Raw genomic sequence first — 21701 nt, 5'->3', positions numbered from 1 at the left:
CATGCGATTTCAACTCAAAGCAGTGGGCAAGGCCGGGGTGGTGTCGCTGAGTGTCGAGGCGCCGGGTCAGAGCGAAGCGCGGCGCATCGCCGAGGATCAGGGCTTGCGCGTGGTCAGCCTGCACGCCGAGCGCCACTGGCGCTCGTTGCGCCTGAGCAAGCGTGAAACCTTCAATCTGGTGCTGTTCAGCCAGGAACTGACCACCCTGCTCAACGCCGGTCTGCCGCTGATCGATGCGCTGGAAAGCCTCGCCGAAAAAGAAACCGCCCCCGCCGCCCGCAAAACCTTGAGCGAGCTGGTGCGGCTGCTGTACGAGGGCAAATCGTTCTCCCAGGCACTGGGCCAGTTGTCGGCGGTTTTCCCGCCCTTGTACGTTGCGCTGGTACAGTCCAGCGAGAAGACCGGCGCGGTCGGCGATGCGCTGGGCCGTTACGTGAGCTATCGCCAGCGCATGGACGAGGTGCGGCAGAAGATCGTCAGCGCCTCGATCTACCCGCTGCTGTTGCTGGTGGTCGGCGGTGGCGTGGTGCTGTTTTTGATGGGCTACGTGGTGCCGCGCTTTAGCCTGGTGTTCGAAGGGCTGGGCTCGAACCTGCCGTGGCTGTCGCAGATCCTGATGAGCAGCGGCATGTTTCTGCATGCGCATCAGGGTGAGTTTTTCGGCCTGTTGGCGACGATCGTCATCGCCCTCGCCGTGCTGCAGAAACAACCGGCGTTTCGCCGTGGGCTGGATCGGCTGGTGGAGAAACTGCCTGCCGTGCACCAGCGGATTTTCATGTATGAGCTGGCGCGGTTTTACCGCTCACTGGGGATTCTGCTGCAAGGCGGGATTCCACTGGTGACGGCCATGGGCATGGTGCGCGGCCTGCTCACCGTAGCCTCGCGAGCCCGCCTGGATCAGGCCTGCGAGCGGGTGCGCGAGGGGCAGTCGTTGTCCACCGCGCTGGAGCTCAATCGCCTGGTGACGCCCGTGTCCCTGCGCCTGCTGCGCGCCGGCGAACAGTCCGGCAACCTGGGGCAAATGATGGAACGCAGCGCCGATTTCTACGACGAAGAAATCAGCCGCTGGATCGAGTGGTTCGTGCGTCTGTTCGAACCACTGCTCATGACCTTCATCGGCCTGTTGATCGGGGTCATCGTGATCCTGATGTACATCCCGATCTTCGAACTGGCTTCGAGTATCCACTGACCTCGGGAACGGGTCGGATCACACGCAAAACAAGGCACATCCACGTTCCCAATCAAGACAACAAAGACGGAGAACGATATGCACATTAAAAAGCTCGTGCTCGCAATGGCCATCGGCGCAGTCCTGTCGGCGTCTACCGTACTGATTCCGGACAGCCTGTCCGGGGTGTCGAGTGTTCAGGCCAAGGATGGGGGAAGTGGTGGCGGTGGTGGTGGAGGTAGCGGCGGAGGTGGCGGAGGCGGTAACGGCGGGGGTGGCAGCGGAGGCGGTGGCGGCGGCAATGGAGGTGGCGGCAGCGGTGGCGGTGGTGGCGGTAATGGAGGAGGTGGCGGCGGCAGCGGTGGCAATGGTGGTGGTCACGGCGGCAGCGGCAGTGGCGGCAACAGTGGCAGTGGCGGCGGTGGCAACAGTGGCCACAGCGGCAGTGACCACGGCTCGGGCCATTCCGGCAATACGGCGTCATCGGGCCGTAGCGGCACGCATTCAGAGCCCGGCGACGACCATGGTGTGCATCGGTCCGGAGAGATCGGCGATGACCACGGTGTGCATCGCGCCGGTGAAATCGGTGATGACCATGGCGTACACCGCGCTGGCGAGATCGGTGATGACCATGGCGTACATCGTGCCGGCGAAATCGGTGATGACCACGGCCTGCATGCGGCGGGCGAACCCGGTGACAATCGCGGGGTTCACGTCGGCGGTGAGCCTGGCGATGACAAGCGCGCCAACTGACTCACGTTGAAACACACCACCTGTGGGAGCGAGCTTGCTCGCGAAGGCGTCGGCACACACAACCTCTTCGCTGGCAGACAGAAAGCTTTCGCGAGCAAGCCCGCTCCCACAGTTATCGGCTACTGAAGATTTGAGCGGCTACAAAATCGCATGTGCCTTATCCAGCCGCTCCCGCAAAAACTCGATCAACGCCTGCACCGGTCGCGACGCCTGACGATGCTGCGGGTACACCGCCGACAGCGTCAGCGGTTCCGGTCGAAACTCATCCAGCACCGGCACCAGCCGGCCATCCTTCAGCGCCGCGCCGACAATGAACGTCGGCAGATAGGTAATCCCCATCCCCGCCACCGCCGCATCCCGCAGCAACTCACCGTTGTTGACGCGCATCCGCCCGGTGACATTCACCAGCAGCGGCTTGCCCTGCCCCGCGTTGAACCGCCACTGCACCGAACGCCCATGGCCGTAAGGCAGGCAGTCGTGGCCGAGCAGGTCTTCCGGTTTGACCGGCGTACCGCGTTCGGCCAGATACCCAGGACTGGCGCAGTACACCCGCTCGATTGAAGCGATGCGTCGGGCGATCAGGGTCGAGTCCTCCAGCACGCCGATGCGCAGCGCCAGATCGTAACCCTCGCCCAGCAAGTCTACCGGCCGGTCGCTCAGGTCCACCTCCACCGTGACCTCGCGATAACGCTGCAGAAACGGCGGCAGCAGGCAGCCCAGATGGGCCAGCGCAAACGACAGCGGTGCACTCACGCGAATCGCCCCGCGCGGCTCGGCGGTCTGCCCGGCGATGCCCTGCTCCACCGATTCCACTTCGCCAAGCAAACGCAGCGCCGATTCGTAATAGCTCTGGCCCAGCGGGGTCACGTCCAGGCGCCGGGTCGAGCGGTTGAGCAATCGCACGCCGAGGCGCTCCTCCAGTTGCATCAACCGACGGCTGACGAACTGCTTGGACAGGCCCAACTGATCGGCCGCCGCCGTGAAGCTGCCGGAGTCCATCACCTGGCAAAAAATACGCATGTCTTCGAACGGGTTCATTGTCACTCTCTGGTTGACAGTTAAACGCTTTATAGCCGCTTTTTCACTTTCCGGCACCTCATTAATCTGTGCTCACGGTGTTGCTGAGGCCTGAAGCCCAGCGCCACAGCAGCCCGATCCCAAGGCATACAAAAACTCAAACGACTTAAAAAGGAATTGCACATGAACATCAAGAAAACCCTCGCCGCTTCCCTCCTCGCCCTGTCCATCGGCAACGCGTTCGCCGCCGAAAGCACTGGCGTCGAACACAACACTCAGGCCTTCCTCGACGCCCTCGCCGCCGGCGGTGGCAAACCGCTCGAACAACTGAGCCCGAAAGACGCCCGTGCAGTGCTGACTGGCGCCCAGGCTTCGGTGAAGGTTGACCTGTCCGGCGTTGAAGTCAGCGACAAGGCGATCAAGGTCGATGGCCAGACCATCAACCTGAAAGTGGTGCGCCCGGCCAAGGTCAAAGGCGAGCTGCCGGTGTTCATGTTCTTCCACGGTGGCGGCTGGGTGCTGGGCGACTTCCCGACGCACCAACGCTTGATTCGTGATCTGGTGGTGGGCTCTGGCGCGGTCGCGGTGTACGTCGATTACACGCCGTCGCCGGAAGCGCAGTACCCGACCGCGATCAATCAGGCTTACGCGGCAACCAAATGGGTGGCCGAGCACGGCAAGGACATCGGAGTCGACGGCAAACGTCTGGCGGTGGCCGGCAACAGCGTCGGCGGCAACATGGCGGCGGTCGTGGCGCTGATGGCCAAGGAGCAGAAAACCCCGGCCCTGCGCTTCCAGTTGCTGATGTGGCCGGTGACCAACGCCGGGTTCGATAACGGCTCGTACCAGCAATTCGCCGAGGGCCACTTCCTGACCAAGGGCATGATGCAGTGGTTCTGGGACAACTACACCACCAACCCGGCCGAGCGTGCGCAGATCCATGCCTCGCCGCTCAACGCCAGCGCCGAACAGCTCAAGGGCCTGCCCGCCGCGCTGGTGCAGACCGCCGAGTTCGACGTGCTGCGTGACGAAGGCGAAGGCTACGCCCGCCACCTCGACGCGGCCGGTGTACCGGTGACCTCGGTGCGCTACAACGGGATGATTCACGACTTCGGCCTGCTCAACCCGCTGAACGGCATCCCCGAGGTGAAAGCCGCCGTGCGCCAGGCAGCGGCAGAACTCAAGACCCATCTGAACTGAGTGCAACCCCTCGCCACACCTTCGGGTGTGGCGTTTTCTTTTGTGCCCGCCGGAGTTCACCTCATGAGCCTTTTTTCTGCCCACCTGCTGTCCTGGAGCGCCCTGCTGCTGGTGCTCGATACCCTGCTCTGGCATCTCGCGCCGTTCAAACATCGCGCGCAACGGGTCGCTGTGCGACTGGTGTTGTTTCTGGCCTTCAACGCGCTGGCCATCAACGCCGGTGTCAGCCCGTTGCAGGCGCCGTTGTTCGCCGATGACCCGGTGGCGCAACTCGGGGCGACGGCACTGGGGATTCTCTGGTGGCTGTACGCCGCGCGGGTGCTGACCGAAGTCATCGGCCTGATCCTGATGCGCCGCATCGGCCACAGCGGCCGGCTGTTGCAGGACGTGATCGGAGCGCTGGTGTTTCTGGCGGCGATTGTTGCAGCCGCCGGTTATGTGCTGGATCTGCCGGTCAAAGGCCTGCTCGCGACTTCCGGCGTGGTGGCGATCGTCATCGGTCTCGCGCTGCAAAGCACCTTGGCCGACGTGTTTTCCGGCATCGTGCTGAACACCACCAAACCGTATCAGGTGGATGATCTGGTGGTCATCGACGGCGTCGAGGGCAAGGTGCTCGACATCAACTGGCGCGCCACGCACCTGCTGACCAGCACCGGCACCCTGGCCGTGGTGCCGAACTCGGTGGCGGCCAAGGCCAAGATCGTCAACCTCAGCCGGCCGAACAACCTGCACGGCGTGTCGATCAGCATCAAGGTGCCGAACCACATCCGCCCGCGCCGGGTACTCGACGCTCTCGACCGTACGCTGCAAGGCAGCAGCAGCCTGTTGCTGTCGCCTGCTCCGAAAGCGGTGTTGAAAGAGGCCGGCGACGAAATGTCGGAATACGTGGCCAGCGGTTTCATCGCCGAGCTGGGCAAGAAAAGCGACGTGCGCAATCAACTGTTCGACCTCGCCCACCGCCACCTCGAAGCGGCCGGCATTTCGCGGCACCCGGACGGTGTGATCGAACCTTCGACCCGCGCCCGCGCCTTGCTCGATGAAGTGAAAATCTTCCGCTCGCTGAGCCATGAAGAACGCGATCGCCTCGCCGAATCGATGGTCGCGCAGCAGTACAGCGCCGGGCAGGTGGTGCTCGATCTGGAGGAAGTCCCGGACAGCCTGTTCGTGATCGCCACCGGCGTGGTCAGCGCCAGCGTGCCGGACGGCAACGGCTTCACCGAGGCCGGGCGCATGGGGCCGAGTGAGGTCATGGGTGAGCAGAGCATTCTGGCGGATACGCCTTCGCAAGCGACGTTCACAGCACTCACCTCTTCGATCATTTATCGCCTCGACAAGAACCTGACTCGCGCTTGTATGGAGCAGCGCAGTGAAGTGGGTCGGGCGTTGAACAAGTTGCAGGCGGTACGGCAGCAGAACAGTCGGCTGGCGTTGATGGCGAAGCCTGTGCCGGTTCGCAAGGGTGGGTTTTTGGGGTGGTTGCAGAAGCGCTGAGCCCTTTTCAACAGACAAAAAAATGCCCGCTCTTCAGCGGGCATTTTCTCCAGCCAATTACTGGGCAGTGAACTTGGTGTAGCTGTTGATCAGGTTGCGATAGTTCGGCAGGCGATTCGACAGCAGATTCGCCAGGCCTTCCATGTCGTTGCGCCAGTCGCCTTGCAGCTCGCACGCCACAGCAAACCAGTTCAACAGGTGCGCGCCGGCAGCCGACATCCGCGCCCACGCCGCCTGCTGCACGGTGGTATTGAAAGTGCCGGAAGCGTCAGTCACCACGAACACTTCAAAACCTTCGGCGATGGCCGACAGGGTCGGGAACGCCACGCACACGTCAGTCACCACACCGGCGATGATCAGTTGCTTGCGGCCGGTGGCTTTGATGGCCTTGACGAAGTCTTCGTTGTCCCAGGCGTTGATCTGGCCAGGGCGGGCAATGAACGGCGCGTCCGGGAATTGCTCTTTCAGCTCAGGCACGATCGGGCCGTTCGGGCCGGAATCGAAGCTGGTGGTGAGGATAGTTGGCAGGTTGAAGAACTTGGCGATGTCGCCCAGTGCCAACACGTTGTTCTTGAACTCGTTCGGCGAGAAATCCTGCACCAGCGAGATCAGACCGGTCTGGTGGTCGACCAACAGTACAACGGCATCGTCTTTGTTCAGGCGGCTGTAAGGAACGTTGCTCATGTGAAACTCCTCGATGGATGGTTGTTGCGGGGAGCGCCGCTCACACAAAGCGGCGCTTTTTCAAAAGCATCAGAACGCGAAGCAGGAGCAACCGAACGCGCCCCAGAAACCGGCGAAATCGCTGACCGGCGCATTCGACATCCGCGCTTTTTCATGGCTGTGGGTATGCACCGCGCACGGGCCGCTGCACTGGTGAACCTGGGCCTGCAAGGGCGAATTCGGGCGCCAATGGCCCGGGACTTTCACCACTGGCGACCAGTCCGGCAGCACCGGCACGCTGGCCGGCCCGAGTTTTTCGAAGTCACCGGCGGCGTAAACGATCTTGCCGCCGACCACGGTCAGCACCGACTCGATCCACTTGATCGCTTCTTCTTCGACATGGAAGAAGTCCGCGCTGAGTGCCGCCAGGTCCGCCAGTTGACCGACCTTGATCTGGCCCTTCTTGCCCTGCTCGGACGAGAACCAGGCGCTGCCGTGGGTGAACAGTTCCAGCGCGGTGGTGCGTGGCAAACCTTCTTCGTACAGCGCCAGCCCGCCAACGGTGCGACCGCTGACCATCCAGTACAGCGAGGTCCACGGGTTGTAGCTCGACACCCGCGTGGCATCGGTGCCCGCGCCGACCGGCACGCCTTCGGCGAGCATGCGTTTGATCGGTGGCGTGGCTTCGGCGGCCTGCTTGCCGTAGCGGTCGACGAAGTATTCGCCCTGGAACGCCATGCGATCCTGAATCGCGATGCCGCCGCCCAGCGCTTTCACCCGCTCGATGTTCTGCGGGGTGATGGTTTCGGCGTGGTCGAAGAACCACGGCAAACCGTTGAACGGAATGTCACGGTTGACCTTCTCGAACACATCCAGCATGCGGCTGATCGATTCGTTATAGGTGGCGTGCAGACGGAACGGCCAGCGCTGCTCGACCAGGTGGCGCACTACCGGCTCCAGTTCCTGTTCCATGGTCTGCGGCAGGTCCGGACGCGGTTCGAGGAAGTCTTCGAAGTCGGCTGCCGAGAACACCAGCATCTCGCCGGCGCCGTTGTGGCGCAGGAAGTCATCGCCCTGATGCAACTTGACGCTGCCGGTCCAGTTCTGGAAATCGGTCAGTTCTTCTTTCGGCTTTTGGGTGAACAGGTTGTAGGCGATGCGCACGGTCAACTGGTCGTCTTTGGCCAGTTGTTCGATCACCTGATAATCGTCCGGGTAGTTCTGGAAACCGCCGCCGGCATCGATGGCGCTGGTCAGGCCGAGGCGATTGAGTTCGCGCATGAACTGGCGGGTCGAGTTGACCTGATATTCCAGCGGCAGCTTCGGCCCCTTGGCCAGCGTCGAGTACAGAATCATCGCGTTCGGCCGCGCCACCAGCATGCCGGTCGGGTTGCCGTTGGCATCGCGCACAATCTCGCCGCCCGGCGGGTTTGGCGTGTCGCGGGTGTAGCCGGCGACGCGCAATGCGGCGCGGTTGAGCAGTGCGCGGTCATACAGGTGCAGGATGAACACCGGGGTGTCCGGCGCGGCCTGGTTGATTTCTTCGAGGGTCGGCATGCGCTTTTCGGCGAACTGGAATTCGTTCCAGCCACCGACCACGCGCACCCATTGCGGGGTCGGAGTACGGTCGGCCTGATCCTTGAGCATGCGCAGCGCATCGGCCAGCGATGGCACGCCTTCCCAGCGCAGTTCGAGGTTGTAGTTCAAGCCGCCACGAATCAGGTGCAAGTGCGAGTCGTTGAGGCCGGGAATCACGCAGCGGCCCTTGAGGTCGACCACTTGCGTACCGGCGCCGCGCAGGGCCATGGCTTGCGTATCGTTACCGACGACGACAAAGCGGCCGTCCTTGATCGCCACGGCACTGGCGAGGGGTTTTTCGCGGTCTACCGTATGAAATTGGCCATTGAACAGAATCAGATCGGCGTTCATCGCAGTTCCTTCGAGATAAGTGAAACGGAGCGAAACCCGCCGGCTCAGCGCGGCGGGTTTGCGTTGGATTCGTGGTGTTTGTGTGACTGACCGGCTTCTAGCCACGGCGCAAACAGACGGGTCACTGGCGGCATGAACACGTAGACCACCGACACTACGATGGTCAGGGTGATCAGGAACGTGGCGACCACGTAGTTGGAGAGAAAGTCATTGAGTTGCAGCAGCGGCCCCCAGATCAGCGGCACCAGCAAGGTGTGCGGCAGAATCACCAGCAGCGTCACCACCGCCTGCTTCCAGCGCGGTGGCGGCGAACCGGCTTCGGCCGTCGGTGTGAACCAGAATTCATTGGCTGCGTTGACTTCGGTCTGGTCGCCGTCGGCGAGCATCGGCGCGGCTTCATCGATCAGCTTCTGACGCTGCGGCGAGTCGAGCCAGCGCTGCATCGCGTCGGTCGAGCAATAACGCAGCACGCAGGTGAACAATGCCAGGCCGCCCTGCTGGCTGCGCATCACGTCCACGCCCAGATGCCCTTCTTCGCGCCCCGCCACGCTGACGATATTGCGCAGCCAGGCTTCGTAAGGCGCTTCAAAACCGGCCTTGACCCGGTGCTTGACGATCAGCGTCACGGTTTCTTCGGGTCCCGGTTTTTTCAGGGTCTGGGCATCAGGCATAACGGAGCACTCCGGGCAAACGAACATTGAGCGCCAGCCGTCCCGGCCCGGCGATCAGAACAGTGGTGAAGAGGATCAACAGCAACCAGCCGAACTGCCCTTCGGCCACACTCCATTGCGGATGCACAAGCAGCAGCGCCACCAGCAGCACAAACAGAATAGGCAAGCACGCCAGACGCGCCAGCACTCCGGCGACGATCAGTAGCGGGCAGAGGACTTCGGCGAAGATCGCCAGAATCAAAGTGAGGTGGGCCCCGAGGTGAAACGGGTCTTCGATCAGTTGCAGCTGCGCGGTGAAGTCCAGCAGCTTGGGCAAGCCGTGGACAAACAGCAGAAACAACCCGCCGGTCACTCGCAGGAACAGCAGGCCGAGGTTTTGCGCCTGGTCATTGCGCTGAGAAAGTTGCATGGCCCTACCCTTGATCGATCATTGCCGCAAATAGTGCAACGAACAGGTAGGGCAAAATTGAACAGGTGTGCTCTTTTGTCCTCAGGTCAACGGGTGTCCTTGATTGTGTATTCCCGCGCTTTGAAATCGATACGCGCTACCGAACCCGGCACCTGATCCATGTACACGGCGAACAACACAGACAAGGTGCTTCCGGGTCCGAGCGCAAGCATGTAGTCGGAGCGGATGAGCGTGCTGTAGCGGCCTGCCGTCACCCATGCCCGATGTACCGCATTGCGCGAGTCTGTCCAGATGGAGAGGTTGTGCTCGGTGCCGCTGGCATTAAAACCGGTCAGCTTCAATTCAAGCCGTTGTCCGGTGGCAATACCCAGCCAGGTGAGAAATTGCACAGTCGCGCCGGCAACGACATCTTTCAGGTCGAGTTCAGTGCCTTTCGCTTCGGCGATCACAGGCGGAATCCGCAACGCCTCAGGTATGGGCAAAACCTTCAGCGGCCAGGGTGTCGAAGTAACCGGTGCCGACGTACCTCGTACATGTGTGAACGAGATAGCTGCAGTTTTATTCATGCTGTAAGCCACCAGTGCGACCGGCAACGGTATTTCCATGAGCATCGCACTTACGGGGACCAAAGCCGTAGTGCGAGAACCGGCAGACGGCGTACCGGGTTCGGCAGCCCAAGTGGCACTGACGAAGTCGGCGTCGTCGGGAACATTCAAAACGGCGGTCAGGCTCACCTCAGCATCCGCCGGGTTCAAGGTGACGTTGTCCGGGGCCTCCTTGATCCTCAGTTCTTGGCTGAAAACAACCTTTATCGTCCAGGTGTTGGACGCTCCGCCGTCAACATATTCGGCCCTGAAGACGTGTTCGCCGTCAGTCAATGCCGTGACTGAAAACTGCCAGGTGCCGGCGTTAACCAAAACCGAGTCCAGGCGTGTTTGCCCATCAAACAGCACAACCTCGGCACCGTCAGTGCCAACACCATCGACGGTGACACGGCTGGACGGAGTTTCCCCGCCGTCGGCAATCAGCCCCTGCGGCCCCGTCACCGACATTATCCTCGGCGCCCTCACAGGTGCAGTCCGTACGATGTAGTTTCGATGGGCAAATGCCTGGGCATCGGATTGATCCGGACTGTTTTGCAGCCCGGCCCAAAAACTCAACGTCAGCACGCTGCCATTTTTCAGACCTTGCAGCGGTGCAGCAGGGACCTTTTGTTCGTAATATCCGAGACTGAATCCATTACCGACGACGTTCTCCGGCGCTTGCCAATACCAGGCCTCCCAGACATCGCCGTCGGGCTTCACACCTGTGAGCAGGAGCCAGAAGAACTGCTCGCGCCTGCTCAGCAGCCATGACCGGATACGCAATGTAACCTCAGTCAGTTCGCTCACATCCAGGTCACGGCCCTCACCTTCGTCGCTTGCCTCTTTAATCACCGGCAGGGGCAGATCAAGTTGGTTGATGAGCGGTATGTAAAGCGGCAAAGGTTGTGATTCCACAGACGGTTCAGTGCCACGGTAAAGCGTGTAAAAGGCGATGACAGTCAGCCCGAGATTGAAAGCCACCAATGTGGTGTCAATGTGGGTCGTAAAAGGGCGTTTGAATCCGCCGATCGGGATTCGCGGCGACGTATAGGAACCGGAACCTGGAGTTCCAGCCACCTTGATCGTAATAAAGTCCCCTGGCAACCAAGGGAAGTCGATTGTTACCGTCAGGTTGTACCGGGCGGCCGCTGGCACCAGGAAACCCTTCGAACTTTCTTCAATTGCCAGTGGTGGCAGATCGTCACGGGTGAGCGCAGGAATCGGCGTGTCCATATTCACTTCCCTTGATAACTGGCCGCTTCGGCATTGGCCCATCAAACACGGGAAGACAAGCACGCACCACTGTCAGAACTAACAGGTTGCGGGTTGATTCAGACGAACGGCACGCTTAAACCACCGGAATATCCAGCGTCACCGACATGAACTGACTGATCCGCGACCGCAGCCACTTCTCCGCCGGATCGTTGTCATGCACCCCGCTCCAGGCCATCGACAGTTGCGCCGCATCAATCGGAAACGGCGGATCTTCAGCTCGCAACGCACAGCCTTCGACCAACGCACACGCGGCGTAGTCCGGCACGGTGGCGATCATCTCGGTGCCGGCCAGCAGCGCGCGCAAGCCGCTGAATTGCGGAACGCCGAGTACCACCCGGCGGCTGCGACCGACCTTGGCCAGGTCCACGTCGATGTTGCCGCTCAGATCCCCCGAGAACGACACCATCGCATGAGGCCGCTCGCAGTATTCGTCGAGAGTCAGCGGGCCCGGGCGGTTGTCGCCGCGCAGAACCTTGCAGGGAATGTCGCGCAGTTTCTTGCGCTTGGCGTTGGCCGGCAGATCGGTGGTGTAACTCACGCCGACGGAGATTTCCCCGGAGGCCAGCAACGTCGGCATCAGCAGGTAGTTGGCGCGTCGCACCACGACCACGATCCCCGGCGCCTCTTCCTGCAACTGGCGCAGCAACGGTGGAAATAGACCGAACTCGGCGTCATCCGACAGGCCGATGCGAAACACGTCGCAACTGGTCGCCGGATCGAATTCCTTCGCCCGGCTGACCGCACCGGAAATCACGTCCATCGCCGGTTGCAGTTCCCGAAGAATCGCCAGCGCCCGCGCCGTCGGTTCCATGCCGCGACCGTTGCGCAGCAACAGCGGGTCGTCGAACAGATCGCGCAAGCGGCCCAGCGCCGCGCTCACCGCCGGTTGGCCCATGAACAGTTTTTCGGCGACGCGGGTCAGGTTCTTTTCGAACATCAATGCTTCGAAAATCACCAGCAGGTTCATGTCGACGCGGCGCAGATCGTTTCGGTTCATGGGGCACGTTTTCCTTGTTTGAGCCTGACGTGAAAGGTGGGCACTTTACTCGATGAGCGGCACTTTGGCCGCGCGTTTGTAGGGACCGTATTCGACCGGCACCCACTGGAAGTGTTTGTCGACCGCGGTGATATGGCCGATGCCCGGGAACGGCAAGTGCGCAGCCGTTACCCAGGTCTTGCTGGCTGCCGCTGCACTGAACACCGCGTTACGACTCTTGATCGCTTGCTGGCTGTTGACGTCGAAGCTGATCGCTACCTCAGGATGATCGAACTGCACCGCGAGGTTGTGCACCAGATCCCCCATGAACACGATGCTCTGATTCTGTGAAGTAAAACGGTAAGTGGTACTGCCCGGCGTGTGCCCGGCTTCCAGCGTGGCTTCGACCAAGCCCGGCAACGGCGACTGGCCCACCGCGAATGTCTTGAAGCGCCCGGCGGAGACGTATGGCGCGGTAGAGTCCTGAGCGATCTTGAAGAACTCCCGCGCGCCGGCTGGTGCCTTGGCGAGGGCCTGCGGGTCGAGCCAGTAATCGGCTTCTGCCTTGGCGGCGTAAACCGTCGCATTGGCGAAGATCGGTTGTTGCTGGCCGTCGACCAGTCCACAGACGTGATCCAGGTGCAGGTGAGTCAGCAGAATCGCATCGACCTGTTCCGGCTTGTAGCCCGCCGCCCGCATGTTCGCCGAGAGCTGGCCGGCAGTGGCGCCGATGCACTGGCCCGCGCCGGTATCCACCAGAATCAATTGTTTGCCGGTGTTGACCAGGAACGCATTGAACGCGGTCTGCACACCCGGCGTTTCAATCGAGCGGCGGGCCAGCAAGGCGCGAATCTGGCTCTGGCTCATGCCCTGCAGCAGCTTCGGCGACAAATCGTTGTAGCCGTCGAACAGCGCCGTCACTTCGTAATCGCCCAACGCCAGTCGAAAATAGCCTGGCGCCTGCGTGCCGACCTGCGGCGCCTGCGCCATGGCGGTGGACATCACACCGACCAACGCCACGCCGATTGCGCCGTTGAACAAACCTTTCATATTCATCCCCTCGAACGAGCCCGATTCTGCGGCCCTTATGGCCCGCTCCCCATCGTCGCCATCCTGCCCGGTTCCCGTCATGGGGACTTGCAGCGGTGTGCTGAGTTGGAGCTGACAGTGGAATTAACAACGTTTAACTCGTCAGCCTTCGCCCCTCGCCAAACAATGAATCCCTCTGCGCAGCGTTGTTTTATTGACCTGAGGGAAAGCGCTGACCGTGCGTTCCCCACCGACACGGACCTTGGCCATGGCTCACTTACAGCAAACCGTCGCCCGCGCCCCTGCCAGCGAACCCCGCAAGACCAGCACCGGCGGCCTCAGCCCGCAACGTGAGCGGCTGGTGAAACAGCTGATCCTCGAACGCCTCGGCGACAGCCTTGAAGTCACCGAACTGGCCAGCGCCTGCTCACTGTCGCGCAGCCATTTTTCCCGGGCGTTCAAGTGCAGCACCGGGTACTCGCCACAAGACTGGATCCGCACCCAGCGCATTGCCCGGGCCAAGCTGTTGATCCAGCACACGAACCACAGCCTTACGCAGATCAGCCTCGAATGCGGTTTCTGCGATCAGGCGCACTTCTGCCACATTTTCACCCGCAGCGAAGGGATCAATCCGTTTGCGTGGCGTTGTCAGGTCATGAAAAACCGCTGAGGCGGTTTCACTCCCGAGCCATCCGCTGAGCCAGTCGCGCCACCCGCTCGCCCAGGTGCGCGGCGGTTTGTTGGTCTTCCAGTGGTGGTGCCTGCTCGGGCGGTTGCTCGACGCAGGATTGGGACATGGCGCCGAGGGAGCTGCCGAGGCGATTCAACTGGCCGTCGAACACACCTTCGCACGCACGCGCCGGCAGCAGATCGAGCCCGACCCAGATCATCGAGTGCTGGGCAGCGAACACCGCCATTTGCAACAGGGTGTTGAGCTTGTCGCCGCACAGGCTGCCGGAATTGGTGAAGCCCGCCGCGAGCTTGTCGCGCCACGGCCGGGCAAGGTAGAACGAGGCCGTGGCCTCCATGAATTGCTTGAACGCCGCCGAGGCGCTGCCCATGTAGGTCGGCGCGCCGAAGATGATGGCGTCGGCGCGGTGCAGGTCATCCCAGTGGGCTTCGACGTCTTCCACCGCCAGCAACAGGCAGGTGCTGCCCACGTGGCGTTCCACACCTTGGGCCACTGCCTGCGCAATGACGCGGGTGTGCCCGTAGCCACTGTGATAGACCACCACTACCTTGCTCATCGCAGCGTCCTCCGGACGTATGCATTCCATTGCCCCGGAGTTTTGGCTCTGAAGCGGGCGCGGACGAGTTAATCGTTGTTAATTTTTCCCGGCTGTCGGGTGAACCGGCACGGGTTCCGGCACGGGTTCCGGCCTTTAAATACAGTGGTGACGGCACTGGATGCCGAGCGATGCCGGGGCGCGTGCATTGTGCGCACGTTGCACTGGCGACAAATCCTGAGGAATATGCGCGGATACTGCGGATTAGACGGCTTGCGTGACCCTCGAGTCGCTCCCCGCCCTGCCCGTCACGGATTCTTCACCGAGGCGGACCAGGATCATAAAAAACGTCGAAGGAGTGAGCGGTTGAGTCTTTCCCCGAATCAGGCCATCGGTTTCGGCCCCTATCGGATCCATCCCGGCCAGCGGCTGGTGCTTGAAGGCGACCAGCCTTTGCGCCTGGGCCGCCGCGCCATGGACATTCTGCTGATCCTGCTGGCCCACGCCGGCGAGGTGGTGAGCAAGCAGCAGCTGATCGCCGGGGTCTGGCCGGACAGCGTGGTGGAAGACATCAATCTGCGGGTACACATGGCCGCGTTGCGCAAGGCCCTCGGCGACGGTCAGGCCGGGCAACGCTACATCGTCACGGTGGCGCAGCGCGGCTACAGTTTCGTCGCGCCGGTCGTGCTGCAATCGATTGAACAACGCCCCGCCGCCACTATTGGCCGGCATAACCTGCCATTGCGCCGCACGCGGATGATCGGTCGCCAGTCGGTGGTCGACAGCCTGATGACGCAACTGCCGCGCCAGCGCTGCATCACCCTGGTCGGCCCCGGCGGCATCGGCAAGACCACCGTGGCCCTGCGCGTCGCCGAACAGCTGATCGGCCGTTATCGCGACGGGATTCGTCTGCTGGATCTGGCGCCACTCAACGATCCCGCTTCGATCTGCTCGCACCTCGCCGCCCTGCTGGACCTTTCGCTGCATGACAGTGAACCGATGGCCTGCCTGATCAACAGCCTGCGCGAGCGGCAGATGCTGCTGGTGATCGATAACTGCGAGCACTTGATCGACGCCGTGGCGTTGCTCAGCGAAAGCATTCTGCGTGGCGCGCCGCAGGTGCACATTCTGGCCACCAGCCGCGAAAGCCTGCGCGCCGAGGGCGAGTATGTGCAGCGCCTGGAATCTCTCGATTGCCCGCCACCGATTGCAGTGCTCGACCGCGATCAGGCGATGGGATTTTCTGCGCTGCAACTGTTCGTCGAACGGGCGATGGCGGCGCACGAACACTTTGAACCGGGTAACGCTGATCTGCCGTTGATCATCGACATCTGTCGACGGCTGGACGGCATTCCGCTGGCACTGGAACTGGCCGCCGCGCAGGTCGCGGGCCTTGGGCTGGACGGTTTGCTGAGTCAGCTTCAGGGGCGTTTGCCGGCGGGCAATCAGACGCGCCTCGGCCGGCATGAAACCCTGCGCGCTACGCTGGACTGGAGTTTCAATCTGCTCAACGCCTGCGAACAGACCGGTCTGCGTCGACTGGGTGTGTTTCGTGGCGCGTTCACGCTGGAATCGGCGGCGGCGGTTATCGTCGGTCAGCACATCGAGTCGAACGAAGTGTTTGCCTCGATCACGCAACTGGTCGCCAAGTCGCTGCTCAACGTCGAGGTCGGTGATGAAGAAGTGTTTTATCGCCTGCTCGACACGACTCGTCGCTATGCATTGGAAAAACTCGACCAGGCCACCGAGCTCGGCGAAACCCGCGAACGCCATGCCGAACGCAGCCTGGCGCTGATGCATCAGGCCCAGGCCGATTGGGAAAACACAGCGACCGAAGTCTGGATCGAGCGTTACGCCCGTGGTCTTGAAGACTTGCGAGCAGCACTGGACTGGACGTTGAATGACCAAGGCTCGCGCGCGCTCGGCGTGCGCCTGACGGCGACATCGGCGCCGTTGTGGCAGGAGCTGTCCCTGCTCAAGGAGTACGGCGTTCATGTGCGCCGGGCACTCGCGTTGCTGGCGTCCTCCGACGAGCCCTGCCCGCGACTGGAAATCGCCTTGAAACTGGCCCTCGGCAGCGCCTGCTATCACACCTGGGGCGGCACGCCGGAAACCATCGAAGCCTTTGCCAGTGCCCGTCTCTTGGCGGAAAGGCACGACGACAAGGCCGGGCAATTGCGCGCCGTGTCGGGGCACATGGCGGTCAATCTCAGTTGCGGGCATTACCAGATGGCGCTGGAGCAGAGCGAGCAATTCGAAAGCCTCGGTGTGCACGGCGATGCGCAGTTGTCCCTGAGTACCCACCGCTTGCGGGTGCTCGCGCTGCATTACGCCGGCGATCAGCATCAGGCGCGAATCCACGCCGAACAGGTCATTCAGCGCATGGCCCACAGCGGCCATCTCAACCGTTTCACTCACGGTTTCGGCGTGCAATACGATCAGAGCGTCGCCTCGCTGACCGTCCTCGCCCGAGTGTTGTGGCTGCAAGGTTTTCCCGAGCAGGCCTGGCGCACGGCGCGGCAGGCGCTGGACATCGCGGTGCAGATCAACCACGGCACCTCGATCTGCTACACCCTGGCACTCGCCTCGTGCCTGATCGCCCATTACAACGGCGACGTACAAAACGCCCGCGCGCTGCTGCAACTGCTGCTCGAACAGGCGCAGAAGCATTCTGTGCTGCTGTTCTACACGTGGGCCCGGCACTACGCGCAGGTGATCGACGCCGACAACGCCCCCGCCATCCCGCCTGCCGACAGCGGCCTGGTCAGGGAAATCATGGTCACGCTGGATCCGGGTTTCGTTGATGATGCGTTGCTCGAACGAGCACAAAGTGGCGCGGCCGGATGGAGCACGGCAGAGATCTTGCGGGCTCGGGCCGAGCGATTGCTGGCGGCTGATTCGCCCTGTCATCACACGGTCGAAAGCGCCTTGCAGCAATCGCTCGAGATTGCGCGGACGCAAGGCGCCCTGGCCTGGGAACTGCGCAGCGCGACGTCGCTGGCGCAGTTGTGGCAGCGCCAGTCGCGCTACCATGAGGCACTCGAATTGCTGACACCGATCTACCAGCGCTTCACCGAAGGCTATGCCACCCCGGATTTGCGCAAGGTGCGTTTACTGCTCGACGAACTGCGCGGTCAGTCGGCCGCTTGAGGCTGGCCGGGTACGGCCCAGGTAGCGCGCGTGCCGACGCTCGACATCACTCAGTTCGCCGCCCTGCTCCAGCTGTTCGCGGGCATAGCGGCGCGTGGTGTTGAGCATTCGATAGCGCAGTGCTCCGCTGGATCGGTCCGTTGTCAGCAATGACCTGGCCGCCAACTGCTCGACCACTGCCACCAGTGTCGAGGGTGGTAATTGCGCGCAACTGATCACGCCGATGGCGGCATCCAGGGTGAATGCCATCTTGAACACCGACAAGCGTTGCAGCACGCGTTGTTCCTGTTCGCTCAAGCGCTGATAGCTCCAGTCCAGCGCAGCCTTCATCGACTGGTGGCGTGTCACGGCGGTGCGGCGACCGTGACTCAGAACTTGCAGGCCTTGATCCAGTTGCGTCTGAAGGCCGACCAGCGCCAGCGCATCGATCTGCGCGGCTGCCAGTTCGATCGCCAATGGCAGACCGTCGAGCCGCCGACAGATATCGCGCACCGTTTCCAGATCCTGCTCACGCAGACTGAAGCCGTGTTGACGCGCACGGGCACGACTGACAAACAGCTGCACCGCCGAATAGCCCATGACCTCGGCGACGCTGTTGAGGGCCGAGGCTTTGGGAAGGGTCAGGGGTGGCAGCGGCTGGAGGACTTCCAGACCGAGACGCAACGGTTCGCGGCTGGTGGCCAGGATCGACAGACGGGGCGCGGCGTCGAGCAATGTTTCCAGCAAGCTCCGACAGGTTGCGTGAAGGTGCTCGCAATTATCCAGCACCAACAAGGCGTGGCGCGCGGCCAGGGTGGGGAAATCGATGTCGAGGGTTTTCAGCAGGTGATCGAGGAGCGGGGTGTCTTCGTCGATCTGCGACAAATCCACCCGCCACACGCCGTCTCGAAAATGTTGCAGCAGCAGTTCCGCTGCGCGTAACGCCACGGTGCTCTTGCCGACGCCGGCAGGTCCCGTCACCGTCAGGAGCCGGGATAACGGCAGTTGCCGGACCAGACCACCGACCAGTGAATCGCGCCCGGTGACCGGCGTCAGCCGCGCGGGCAAATTGTGTTGGGGCGCTTGCAGGCTTTCGAACACCACTTGGGCGACGCTGTCGCCCTGCACCGGTGCCACGAAACTGTACCCGCATTGCGGCACATTTACGATGTAGCGCTGACCGTTTTCACCATCACCGAGGGCCCGGCGCAACGCGGCGATGTGCACCCGCAGGTTGATCTCCTCGACCACCGACGTCGGCCACACCAGCGCGATCAATTGCTCTTTGCTGACCACCCGTCCGGCGCGCTCGACCAGCACTTGCAGAATGTCCAGCGCACGACCGCCCATGCGCAATTGCCGATCCCCTTCGAGGATCAGCCGTTGGCGCAAATGGAACGCATACGGCCCGAAACGCAGGACCGACGCCGAGTTCAATTCGTTGAGGCTGTTCATGTCCGTTATCTTCGCAGGCCTCGATGACGGTACAACCACTACGCGGGGTCCAGCACGGACATCCGGATGCCCGTAACGGACAGAACTGCTCTAGCTGAACTGTTCGCGATATTGCGTCGGGGTCAGCCCGAGCTTTTCGCCGAACAGAAAACGCATGTGCCGCACACTGCCGAAACCGCTTTTGTAGGCGACGGTTTTCAGCGGCAGATCGCTGGTTTCCAGCAGATTTCGCGCGCAATCGATACGCGCACTTTGCAGGAATTCCATGGGCGTCATGTTGACCTCGCGAGCGAACACCCGGGCGAAGTGCCGTGCACTCATGTTCGCAAGACCTGCCATGCGCTCGACGGTGAAGGCTTCCTCCAGATGCTCCAGCACATGATTCTGCACCCGGGTGATCGGGGTTTCCTGGGGCGCCACTGCCGCCATCAACGGGCTGAACTGCGCTTGCCCGCCCTGACGTTTCATCACCACCAACAGCACCTTGGCCACGTCCTGGGCAACCTTTTTGCCATGATCGCGGGCGACCACCGCCAACGCCATATCGATGCCGGCCGTGACGCCTCCGGAGGTGATCAGGTTGCGATCCGCGACAAAAATCTGGTCGGTCGCGACGTTTGCCTTCGGAAACCCCTTGATCAGGCGTTCGGTGTAATTCCAGTGGGTGGTCACACGATAGCCGTCGAGCAAGCCGGCGTGACCCAGCACGAAGGCGCCGGTACAGATCGAGCCATATTGCCCAGCTCGCTTGACCGCGCCTTGCAGCCAGTCGAGCAACGGCGGGTGTTTTTCGTTGTAGGCGCCAGGGCCACCCGGCACCAGCAGCAAGTCGTAGCGCTCATTGGCTTCGTCGATATGCCGATCGGTGTGCACGAGGACGCCATTGGACGCACGCAATGGCCCGCGCTCGGTGCCCAGAGTGGTCAGGTGATAGTGGGCCTCCGGTTTCAGGTAGCGGTTGGCAACCGAAAAGACCTCCAGCGGCCCGGCCATGTCGAGCAGCAGAAATTCCGGAAACAGCACCATTGCCACGGTCTTCATGGGGGTATCACCAAAATCTATGTGGAATCATAAGTGTGCGCATTATGGCCAGATACGGTGGAACCGTTGGAAAAGAATGCGTGATCCAGTGCTCACAACTGTCAACTCAAAACGGACAGTGTTTCAATTTTCATCTACTTATTGTATCGCATGGTAACCATTAACCTTCTCCTCACTCGGACGAATCAACGTCCTGAAAGGAGATTTCATCATGCTGACCCTTCGTAAAGCTTCCGACCGTGGTCTGGCCAATCATGGCTGGTTGAAGTCGTTCCACACCTTTTCCTTCGCCAGCTACCGTGACCCGCGTGAACAGGGTTTCTCCGACCTGCTGGTGATCAACGATGACCGCGTCGCCGCCGGCAAGGGCTTTGGCCAGCACCCGCACCGTGACATGGAGATTTTCTCCTATGTGCTCGAAGGCGCCCTGGAACACAAGGACACCCTCGGCACCGGTTCGGTGATCCGCCCCGGCGATGTGCAACTGATGAGCGCCGGCAGCGGCGTGGCCCACAGCGAGTTCAACCACTCGGCGACCAAGCCTGTGCACTTCCTGCAGATCTGGATCGTGCCGGACGTCAGCGGCGCGAAACCGCGTTACCAGCAAGAGCACTTCAGCGAACAGAAAAAACGCGGTCGCCTGCAACTGATCATTTCACCCGAAGGCAGCCACGGCTCGCTGAAAGTGCGCCAGGATGCACGGGTGTATGCCGGGCTGTTCGATGGCCAGGAAAGCGTCACCCTCAAGCTGCCTGCCAACCGCTATGCCTACGTGCACGTTGCTCGCGGCAGCGTTGAACTGAACGGCGTGCAGTTGAAGGAAGGCGACGGCGTGCGGGTTCGTGAAGAACAGGCACTGACCCTGAGCAATGGCCATGATGCCGAGGTCCTGGTGTTTGACCTGCGCCCGCAGGAATTGCCGGAAATGCCATAAGCCCGTGGTTTTCATCACTCGAAAAAACGGCCTTCGTTGAAGGCCGTTTTTCATTCTGCAGGCAAGGTCATCAGCACTGCCGGGGCAGAATTTCCAGCCTCTTTCACCGACTGAACCATTGCCAGGGTTGTCTGCATCGTGACGAGCACGTTTGCCTGATTCGCGTAGTAGGACCCGACGAGAATGGCAACCATCCCCAGAAAGTGTACGGTGGTCGCGGCCCAGTAATTCGCCTTGTTCGTCGAGACCATTCTCATTGCCTCGTCTATACGCTCCAGGGATCGATCCATACGAGCCGTCATCAACGCATAACGTTTGTCGCGCTCCTGATGAACCTTTTCCTGCGCCAGACGAATTCTTTGCTCAGTCTTCTCTCGCTCCAGCCAGGCTTTTTCATTGGCCTTTTCCCTTGCCAGCCGAATCCTTTCTTGCTCCTGGCGAAAATCCTCCAGATACCGCTCCCGAGTCAGGCGGACTTCTTCCTGAGTCCTCTCTCGCTCCAGCCGAGCCTCTTTCCGAGCCTGCTCCTGTTCCAGTCGAACTTTTTCCTGAGAGCGCTCTCGTTCCAGACGAGCGGCTTCCTGAGAGCGCTCTCGCTCCAGTCGAGTTGCTTCCAACTCCAATCGAGCAGCTTCCTGAGACTGCTCCTGCTCCAACCGCACCTTGTCCCGCTCGGCCTGCTGGGTCAGAAAGCCATCGATCTTGGCGGACATGGATTCGATCCGTGCATCGATTCGTGTCTCGATGACCT

19 protein-coding genes are annotated in these 21701 nt (G+C 61.8%); 7 read left to right on the top strand and 12 right to left on the bottom strand.

Features of this window, described 5'->3' with window-relative positions; genetic code table 11:
• The first annotated feature begins 1 nt into the window (after position 1).
• Both PMI24_RS17280 and PMI24_RS29430 read left to right on the top strand, forming a co-directional pair.
• Positions 2-1189 carry a type II secretion system F family protein gene (locus tag PMI24_RS17280; protein WP_007956102.1) on the top strand — a complete coding sequence of 396 codons (1188 nt, stop codon included), beginning with the start codon at positions 2-4 and terminating at the stop codon, positions 1187-1189.
• 78 nt (positions 1190-1267) lie between these two features.
• Complete coding sequence (locus PMI24_RS29430) at positions 1268-1921, top strand: hypothetical protein (RefSeq protein ID WP_007956100.1); 654 nt, start codon at positions 1268-1270, stop codon at positions 1919-1921.
• Positions 1922-2059: 138 nt separating this feature from the next.
• On the opposite strand, the gene PMI24_RS17265 is transcribed toward PMI24_RS29430, so the two are convergent.
• Positions 2060-2959: a LysR family transcriptional regulator gene (locus tag PMI24_RS17265; protein WP_007956099.1), complete on the bottom strand. Its 900-nt coding sequence runs from the start codon at positions 2957-2959 to the stop codon at positions 2060-2062.
• Positions 2960-3121: 162 nt separating this feature from the next.
• Here PMI24_RS17265 and PMI24_RS17260 point away from each other — a divergent pair, with 162 nt between their 5' ends.
• Together PMI24_RS17260 and PMI24_RS17255 are read left to right on the top strand one after the other, a co-directional pair.
• On the top strand, positions 3122-4138 hold the full coding sequence (locus PMI24_RS17260) for an alpha/beta hydrolase (protein ID WP_007956098.1): 1017 nt from the start codon (positions 3122-3124) through the stop codon (positions 4136-4138).
• Between the two features lie 63 nt (positions 4139-4201).
• Complete coding sequence (locus PMI24_RS17255) at positions 4202-5629, top strand: mechanosensitive ion channel family protein (protein WP_007956097.1); 1428 nt, start codon at positions 4202-4204, stop codon at positions 5627-5629.
• A 57-nt stretch (positions 5630-5686) separates the two neighbouring features.
• On the opposite strand, the gene ycaC is transcribed toward PMI24_RS17255, so the two are convergent.
• The 7 genes from ycaC to PMI24_RS17215 form a co-directional block, all read right to left on the bottom strand.
• On the bottom strand, positions 5687-6313 hold the full coding sequence (gene ycaC / locus PMI24_RS17250) for an isochorismate family cysteine hydrolase YcaC (RefSeq protein WP_007956095.1): 627 nt from the start codon (positions 6311-6313) through the stop codon (positions 5687-5689).
• Positions 6314-6382: 69 nt separating this feature from the next.
• On the bottom strand, positions 6383-8221 hold the full coding sequence (locus PMI24_RS17245; RefSeq protein ID WP_007956093.1) for an amidohydrolase: 1839 nt from the start codon (positions 8219-8221) through the stop codon (positions 6383-6385).
• A gap of 44 nt (positions 8222-8265) precedes the next feature.
• Complete coding sequence (locus tag PMI24_RS17240; RefSeq protein ID WP_007956090.1) at positions 8266-8892, bottom strand: antibiotic biosynthesis monooxygenase; 627 nt, start codon at positions 8890-8892, stop codon at positions 8266-8268.
• Complete coding sequence (locus tag PMI24_RS17235) at positions 8885-9301, bottom strand: DoxX family protein (protein WP_007956088.1); 417 nt, start codon at positions 9299-9301, stop codon at positions 8885-8887. The genes PMI24_RS17240 and PMI24_RS17235 overlap by 8 nt, the downstream gene beginning before the upstream one ends.
• Before the next feature lie 86 nt (positions 9302-9387).
• A complete protein-coding gene (locus PMI24_RS28580; protein WP_007956086.1) occupies positions 9388-11118 on the bottom strand; it encodes a hypothetical protein in 1731 nt (576 codons plus the stop codon).
• Positions 11119-11233: 115 nt separating this feature from the next.
• A complete protein-coding gene (locus PMI24_RS17220) occupies positions 11234-12157 on the bottom strand; it encodes a LysR family transcriptional regulator (protein WP_007956084.1) in 924 nt (307 codons plus the stop codon).
• A 45-nt stretch (positions 12158-12202) separates the two neighbouring features.
• Positions 12203-13186 carry an MBL fold metallo-hydrolase gene (locus PMI24_RS17215; RefSeq protein ID WP_007956082.1) on the bottom strand — a complete coding sequence of 328 codons (984 nt, stop codon included), beginning with the start codon at positions 13184-13186 and terminating at the stop codon, positions 12203-12205.
• A 247-nt stretch (positions 13187-13433) separates the two neighbouring features.
• Here PMI24_RS17215 and PMI24_RS17210 point away from each other — a divergent pair, with 247 nt between their 5' ends.
• The gene (locus PMI24_RS17210) at positions 13434-13835 is read left to right on the top strand and encodes a helix-turn-helix domain-containing protein (RefSeq protein WP_007956080.1); all 402 of its coding nucleotides are present in this window, start codon (positions 13434-13436) and stop codon (positions 13833-13835) included.
• Between the two features lie 7 nt (positions 13836-13842).
• Here the strand turns inward: PMI24_RS17210 and PMI24_RS17205 are convergent, their stop codons facing one another.
• Complete coding sequence (locus PMI24_RS17205; RefSeq protein WP_007956078.1) at positions 13843-14412, bottom strand: flavodoxin family protein; 570 nt, start codon at positions 14410-14412, stop codon at positions 13843-13845.
• A gap of 345 nt (positions 14413-14757) precedes the next feature.
• Here PMI24_RS17205 and PMI24_RS17200 point away from each other — a divergent pair, with 345 nt between their 5' ends.
• Entirely contained in the window at positions 14758-17541 is a 2784-nt protein-coding gene (locus tag PMI24_RS17200) for an ATP-binding protein (protein WP_007956077.1), read from the top strand.
• On the opposite strand, the gene PMI24_RS17195 is transcribed toward PMI24_RS17200, so the two are convergent.
• Complete coding sequence (locus PMI24_RS17195) at positions 17503-18975, bottom strand: ATP-binding protein (RefSeq protein ID WP_007956075.1); 1473 nt, start codon at positions 18973-18975, stop codon at positions 17503-17505. The genes PMI24_RS17200 and PMI24_RS17195 overlap by 39 nt on opposite strands.
• A gap of 90 nt (positions 18976-19065) precedes the next feature.
• The gene (locus tag PMI24_RS17190; RefSeq protein WP_007956074.1) at positions 19066-20016 is read right to left on the bottom strand and encodes a GlxA family transcriptional regulator; all 951 of its coding nucleotides are present in this window, start codon (positions 20014-20016) and stop codon (positions 19066-19068) included.
• Between the two features lie 211 nt (positions 20017-20227).
• Between PMI24_RS17190 and PMI24_RS17185 the strand changes: the two genes are divergently transcribed.
• Positions 20228-20950, top strand: a complete 723-nt coding sequence (locus tag PMI24_RS17185) for a pirin family protein (protein WP_007956073.1) — start codon at positions 20228-20230, stop codon at positions 20948-20950.
• Positions 20951-21000: 50 nt separating this feature from the next.
• Here the strand turns inward: PMI24_RS17185 and PMI24_RS29505 are convergent, their stop codons facing one another.
• A complete protein-coding gene (locus tag PMI24_RS29505) occupies positions 21001-21663 on the bottom strand; it encodes a hypothetical protein (protein ID WP_238553835.1) in 663 nt (220 codons plus the stop codon).
• Positions 21664-21701 lie beyond the last annotated feature (38 nt).

Origin of the sequence: Pseudomonas sp. GM25, assembly GCF_000282255.1 — a bacterium.
Taxonomy (GTDB): domain Bacteria; phylum Pseudomonadota; class Gammaproteobacteria; order Pseudomonadales; family Pseudomonadaceae; genus Aquipseudomonas; species Aquipseudomonas aphyarum.
The sequence above is the reverse complement of the archived record's forward strand: the minus strand, read 5'-3'. Positions and strand labels throughout refer to the sequence as shown.

What these genes read in the sequence shown, in the direction of transcription:
- PMI24_RS17260 (WP_007956098.1), top strand. Translation starts at nt 3,122, where the DNA reads ATGAACATCAAGAAAACCCTCGCCGCTTCCCTCCTCGCCCTGTCCATC.
- PMI24_RS17195 (WP_007956075.1), bottom strand. Translation starts at nt 18,975, where the DNA reads ATGAACAGCCTCAACGAATTGAACTCGGCGTCGGTCCTGCGTTTCGGG.
- PMI24_RS17190 (WP_007956074.1), bottom strand. Translation starts at nt 20,016, where the DNA reads ATGAAGACCGTGGCAATGGTGCTGTTTCCGGAATTTCTGCTGCTCGAC.
- PMI24_RS29505 (WP_238553835.1), bottom strand. Translation starts at nt 21,663, where the DNA reads ATGTCCGCCAAGATCGATGGCTTTCTGACCCAGCAGGCCGAGCGGGAC.
- PMI24_RS29430 (WP_007956100.1), top strand. Translation starts at nt 1,268, where the DNA reads ATGCACATTAAAAAGCTCGTGCTCGCAATGGCCATCGGCGCAGTCCTG.
- PMI24_RS17185 (WP_007956073.1), top strand. Translation starts at nt 20,228, where the DNA reads ATGCTGACCCTTCGTAAAGCTTCCGACCGTGGTCTGGCCAATCATGGC.
- PMI24_RS17215 (WP_007956082.1), bottom strand. Translation starts at nt 13,186, where the DNA reads ATGAAAGGTTTGTTCAACGGCGCAATCGGCGTGGCGTTGGTCGGTGTG.
- PMI24_RS17280 (WP_007956102.1), top strand. Translation starts at nt 2, where the DNA reads ATGCGATTTCAACTCAAAGCAGTGGGCAAGGCCGGGGTGGTGTCGCTG.
- PMI24_RS17220 (WP_007956084.1), bottom strand. Translation starts at nt 12,157, where the DNA reads ATGAACCGAAACGATCTGCGCCGCGTCGACATGAACCTGCTGGTGATT.
- PMI24_RS28580 (WP_007956086.1), bottom strand. Translation starts at nt 11,118, where the DNA reads ATGGACACGCCGATTCCTGCGCTCACCCGTGACGATCTGCCACCACTG.
- PMI24_RS17245 (WP_007956093.1), bottom strand. Translation starts at nt 8,221, where the DNA reads ATGAACGCCGATCTGATTCTGTTCAATGGCCAATTTCATACGGTAGAC.
- ycaC (WP_007956095.1), bottom strand. Translation starts at nt 6,313, where the DNA reads ATGAGCAACGTTCCTTACAGCCGCCTGAACAAAGACGATGCCGTTGTA.
- PMI24_RS17255 (WP_007956097.1), top strand. Translation starts at nt 4,202, where the DNA reads ATGAGCCTTTTTTCTGCCCACCTGCTGTCCTGGAGCGCCCTGCTGCTG.
- PMI24_RS17265 (WP_007956099.1), bottom strand. Translation starts at nt 2,959, where the DNA reads ATGAACCCGTTCGAAGACATGCGTATTTTTTGCCAGGTGATGGACTCC.
- PMI24_RS17210 (WP_007956080.1), top strand. Translation starts at nt 13,434, where the DNA reads ATGGCTCACTTACAGCAAACCGTCGCCCGCGCCCCTGCCAGCGAACCC.
- PMI24_RS17240 (WP_007956090.1), bottom strand. Translation starts at nt 8,892, where the DNA reads ATGCCTGATGCCCAGACCCTGAAAAAACCGGGACCCGAAGAAACCGTG.
- PMI24_RS17205 (WP_007956078.1), bottom strand. Translation starts at nt 14,412, where the DNA reads ATGAGCAAGGTAGTGGTGGTCTATCACAGTGGCTACGGGCACACCCGC.
- PMI24_RS17235 (WP_007956088.1), bottom strand. Translation starts at nt 9,301, where the DNA reads ATGCAACTTTCTCAGCGCAATGACCAGGCGCAAAACCTCGGCCTGCTG.